The sequence below is a fragment of the Actinomadura sp. 7K507 genome, assembly GCF_004348425.1.
Taxonomy (GTDB): Bacteria; Actinomycetota; Actinomycetes; order Streptosporangiales; family Streptosporangiaceae; genus Spirillospora.
Map to the genome: position 1 here is coordinate 1 of NZ_SMKK01000392.1, position 5,028 is coordinate 5,028.

Sequence of the window (5,028 nt, forward strand, 5' to 3'; positions counted from 1 at the left end):
CCCCCGTTCTCGTCCCCGCCCCCATCCTCGTACCCGATCTCGCGGAGCGCGGCGGTGACGAGCTTGATGCCGCGGTCGAACTCGCCGGCCTCGTCGGCGGCCGACGCGGCCTTCTCCAGGACGGTGACCTGGTCGGCGCCGATGCGTTCCGCCGCGTCCGGGACCTGGTCCCACAGTTCGAGGACGCGCGACAGCATCGTCAAGCACTCGGCGTAGGCGACTGCCTTGCGCGCGTCCGCGGCGGCGCGCCAGGACGCGACCAGCGCCCACGTACTGTCGTGGGCGGCCTTCCAGTGATAGCTCAACTCGACCCAGAGCCGTCCGGACGGGACGAGCCCGGGATCGTTCTCCAGGGCCTCGGCGTAACGGCGGTGGAGCCGCGTGTACTCGCCCGGCAGGAGGTCGTCGTGGACGGCCTCGCGGATCAGCGCGTGCCGGAACGCGTAGCCGTCGCCGTCCACGACCAGCACGTTCGCGGCGACGGCGGGACGCAGCACCCGGGTCAGCGCGGCGTCTCCGAGCCCCGTGACGGCCGCCAGCAGCGCATGCTCGATGCGGGTGCCGCCGCCGCTCGCGTCCCGCAGAACGTCCTGCGTCTCCTCCGGAAGCCGCTGGACGCCCGCCAGCAGCAGGTCGCGCAGCGACTCGGGAAGCTCGCTCGCCAGCGTCCCGTCGTCGTCGAGGAGGGCCTCGATGAACAGCGGGTTGCCCTCGCTGCGGGCGGCGATGCGCTCGACGAGGCCGGGCGGCGGGGCCTGGCCGAGCAGCTCGGTGACGAGCGCGCCGACGTCCGCGCGGGACAGCCGCTCGATCTCGGTCCGCCGAACGCGTTCGACCCGCTCCAGCCCGGCGAGCAGCTGGCGCAGCGGATGGGTGCGGTGCAACTCGTCCGACCGGTACGTCACGACGATCAGCACCGGTGCGGTACCGAGGTTGCGGATCAGGAAGGCCAGCAGGTCGCGGGTTGAGCGGTCCGCCCAGTGGGCGTCCTCGACGACGAGGACGACGGGGCCGCGCTCGGCCAGGCGCTCCAGGACCGTGAGCATGACCTCGAACAGCCGGGCGCGCTCCTCACCGGACGCGGCGTCGGACTCCGGCTCCCCGAACTCGGGCAGCAGCCTGGCGAGGCCGCCGGTGTCGCCGCGCGGCACGAGCTCGGCGACACCGTCGATGCCGACGTCGCGGACGAGGCAGCGCAGGACGGTCGTGAACGGCGCGAACGGCAGCCCGTCGGAGCCGAGCTCCAGGCAGCCCCCGGTGAGCACACTGGCGCGCCCGCCGTCGACACGCTTGGCGAACTCGCGGATCAGCCGGGTCTTGCCGAGCCCGGCGTCGCCGCCGACGAGCACGGCCCCGGGCGCGGAGGAGAGCGCGTCCTCCAGCTCCCGCAACTCGGCCGACCTGCCGACCAGGACGGGACTCATCACACGTGGGCTCACGCCACAAGCATGCCAAACGAGCCGGACATTCCCACCTGATTTTCCCGGCGCGAACCGCCGCCGCGCGGAGCGGGTGCTTCGCGGCGATGTTGACGAGGCGTCCAATCCGGGTGACTCTGGCCGGGTGAGGCCAGGCCTGCGGATACCAGCCCCGGCCGGCGCCGACGGAGGTGATCCCGATCCGATTCGGTCTCTTCTACGAGCACCAGCTGCCTCGGCCGTGGAGTGACGGGCAGGAGTTGAGGCTCTACCAGGACGCGCTCGACCAGGTGGAGATCGCCGACCGGGTGGGGTTCGACTACGTCTGGGAGGTGGAGCACCACTTCCTGGAGGAGTACTCGCATTCGTCGGCGCCGGAGGTGTTCCTCGGGGCCGCGTCGCAGCGGACGAAACGGATACGGCTCGGGCACGGCATCGTCCAGCTGCCGCCCGCCGTCAACCATCCCGCCCGCATCGCCGAGCGCATCGCGACGCTGGATCTCGTCTCCAACGGGCGCGTCGAATTCGGGACGGGCGAATCCAGCTCCAGCGCGGAACTCGGCGGATTCGGCGTTCGCCGCACCGACAAGCGCGCCCAATGGCAGGACGCGATCGACGCCATCACCAGGATGTTCGTCGAGGAGCCGTTCGCGGGCTGGAACTCCCCCGATATCCAGATGCCGCCCCGGAACGTGCTGCCGAAGACCGTCCAGAAGCCCCATCCGCCGCTCTGGGTGGCGTGCTCGCGCCGCGAGACCATCCAGTTCGCCGCCCGCAACGGCATCGGCGCTCTCTCTTTCTCGTTCGTGGAGCCCGAGGACGCGGGCAAATGGGTGGACGAGTACTACCGCATCCTCGCGTCGGACGAATGCGTCCCGGCGGGCTTCGCGGTGAACCCGAACGTGACCGTCGTCTTGCCGATGATGCTGCACGCGGACGAGGCCACCGCGATCGAGCGCGGCATCGACGGGGCGCACTTCTTCGCGTTCGCGCTCGCGCATTACTACGGCACCACACCGCATGATCCGGGACGCACCGATGTCTGGCGGGAGTTCCTGGAACGGCGCGACTCCCGTGGCTTCTCCCGGGAGCAGATCATCGCCAACGCCGAAACGCTCAATGTCAACGTCGGTTCCCTTCGCGGGGCCGTCGGCACGCCCGACCAGGTCATCGAGCTGATCCGGCGCTACGAGTCGGTCGGCGTCGACCAGATCTCCTTCGTCCTCCAGTCGGGCCCGAACAAGCACGAGCACATCTGCGAGACCCTCGAACTGTTCGGAGAGGCCGTCCTGCCGCATTTCACCGAAGGCCGCGACGAACGCGAGGCCGCCAAAGCCGAACGCCTGGCCCCCGCCATCGAAGCCGCCCTCGCCCGCCGGAAACCGGCCCGCACGGTGCCACCCGGCTACCGCATCGACGAGGACGCTGAAGTGGCCCGCGCACGCCGCCGGACCCGCCGTCCCGCCCGGGAGGACATCCGCGCCGCGAGCCGCAGGCGATTCAGGCAGGGCTTCTACAAACTCGTCCACGGCCGTATCGACGCCCAGATCGAACGGCGTTTCGGCCCGAACGCCCAGCGCCTCTTCTTCGCCGGAATGGCCCGCGCCTACGACCCATCGGCCTCGGGCGGTTTTACCGGCGACCTGGAATTCCGCCTGACCAGCGCCAGCGGCCAGACCACCTGGACTCTCGAAATCGGCGAAACCCGAGCCCGCGCTCACGCACGCCCCGCGAAGGACCCGGCCCTCACCCTCACCATGGCGACGGCCGACTTCCTGCGGACCCTCGCCGGCGACGCCAACCCGGCGTCCCTCCTGATGGACGGCCGCCTGGAACTACGCGGCGATTTCGAACTGGCGCCGCGCCTCAGCGAGATGTTCGGCGGCCCTTCCCCATACTGATCTGGTCCCCGTACTGATCTGGTGGTGGCCGTGGTCCCCCGATCACCACGGCCACCACACACTCAGACGCCCGCACCCCGCACCCGGGTTCACGCTCCCCGGCAATTGGGGGAGCCGGACATCGTGCGGCACCGCTCGCAGGGCGGGTAGTGGGATCCCGGCCTCCCAGCACACACGTTCGCGCATGGCGGTCGCGGCGGTCCGCACGAAAGACGACCTGCTGGAATTGGCGCTGGACCGGGTGCTCGGCGAAGTCGACGCCGATCCGGACGAGCCGGACTGGCGGCACGCGCTGGCCACCCTGGCCCGCATGGACCAGACCGGTACCGACTGGAGCGAACGCGCCCCGCCTACCTGCGGGAGATCACCGAACGCCACCCGATGCTGTCCCGCCGGATGGCCGCCACCACCAGACCCGACGTGGAACGCGAAAGCGAGCGACGCTTCGAGTTCGCCCTGACATGCCTCCTGGACGGCCTGGCCGCGCGCCACCCCGCGTGACCGACCCCCGAGAACGCCGCCCCCACGCTCGGCTTTCCCGGAGATCACTGGTCCGGACGGTCAGGCGGGCATGCCTGCGTACTTACCTGCGTACTTACCTGCTCACCTACTTGGCGGACGGGCGTCCGGCGACGAGATCGCTCAGCCGGTCACCGAGCCGCTGCAGGGGCAGCCGGTACCGGCGTTCACGGACCCGCGCCCGCTTCTCCTTCCGCGAGCCGGGCGAGTACCGGCGCCGCGCCCAGGGCGAGTCCGGGCGTGCCAGCCGCACCGCCCCGACCAGCGCGACCACGCCGATGAGGAGCCCGAGGACGCCCGTCCAGATCTTGCCCTTGAGCAGGGCGATCACGGCCAGGGAGGCATTGAGGATGAGGGCGAGGGCGATGCTCCAGAACCCGTCCCCGGCGACATCATCCGCCCCCAGCGGCCGGAGTCCCAGCAACAGCAACCCGCACAGGGCGACCGTGATGAACACGACCTCGACCGACAGCCGGCCCTGGTCGCTCCAGTAGACGTCCCGCAGGTAGAACACCAGTGCGAACTCGTCCAGCACCAGGGCGGTGCCGATCCCGAACAGCGCGGCGGCCGTCGCCGCCCATCCGGACGACCCGTCCTCGATGGCCAGCCCGCCGACACCGCCGACGCACATGAAGACGAGACCGAACACGACGTGGTGAACGTGCTGCCCGCCCGGCGAGACGTTCCCCGGCCACCACCGCACCTGCCGCCGGATCATCCGCACGCTGAACCGGATGAACAGGAATCCGGCGATGAACGCCACCAGGAAACAGGACAGCCGCAGCCGTCCGGTATCCGCGATCTCCCGCGTGAACCACTCCCCCACACCGGAGACGTTCCCGCCGCCGGGCAAAAGCAGGTCACCCCCCACCCAACGGTTCGCTACCGAAACTCCGCTCTCAGCAGCGCCCAGACGCTCTTCCCCTCGAACTCCGCCCGGACCCCATGGTCCTCTGACAGGGATTCGACAATGCCCAGCCCCCATCCACCCGGGTCTGGAGCGTCATCCCCCAGCGGCTCTTCCGGCATCGAGAGATCAGGCGTGGATGCCCGCGGCCTCTCCGGCGAGGAATCCCATACCTCCACCCGGAGCCCGTCCCCGACCAGAGCCATCCGCAGGGTGACCGGCTTGCAGGGCGTGGCCCGGACCGCGTTCGTGAGCACCTCCGACGCGATGAGCATGGCGGCCC

General features: G+C 70.6%; 5 protein-coding genes. 2 read left to right on the top strand and 3 right to left on the bottom strand.

Going from position 1 to position 5,028, the window contains the following annotated elements:
- A partial coding sequence (locus E1285_RS43090; RefSeq protein ID WP_243723457.1) for an AAA family ATPase occupies positions 1-1,439 on the bottom strand: 1,439 nt, incomplete at its 3' end.
- Positions 1,440-1,609: 170 nt separating this feature from the next.
- On the opposite strand from E1285_RS43090, the gene E1285_RS43095 reads away from it, so the two are divergent.
- Both E1285_RS43095 and E1285_RS46995 read left to right on the top strand, forming a co-directional pair.
- Positions 1,610-3,319, top strand: coding sequence for an LLM class flavin-dependent oxidoreductase (locus E1285_RS43095; RefSeq protein WP_132160690.1), 1,710 nt, complete (start codon positions 1,610-1,612; stop codon positions 3,317-3,319).
- Positions 3,320-3,503: 184 nt separating this feature from the next.
- Positions 3,504-3,779: a hypothetical protein gene (locus E1285_RS46995; RefSeq protein WP_207947250.1), complete on the top strand. Its 276-nt coding sequence runs from the start codon at positions 3,504-3,506 to the stop codon at positions 3,777-3,779.
- 147 nt (positions 3,780-3,926) lie between these two features.
- On the opposite strand, the gene E1285_RS43105 is transcribed toward E1285_RS46995, so the two are convergent.
- Both E1285_RS43105 and E1285_RS43110 read right to left on the bottom strand, forming a co-directional pair.
- On the bottom strand, positions 3,927-4,709 hold the full coding sequence (locus tag E1285_RS43105; protein WP_243723458.1) for a hypothetical protein: 783 nt from the start codon (positions 4,707-4,709) through the stop codon (positions 3,927-3,929).
- A gap of 11 nt (positions 4,710-4,720) precedes the next feature.
- Positions 4,721-5,028: ATP-binding protein (locus tag E1285_RS43110; RefSeq protein ID WP_132160691.1), on the bottom strand; the 308-nt coding region annotated here is incomplete at its 5' end.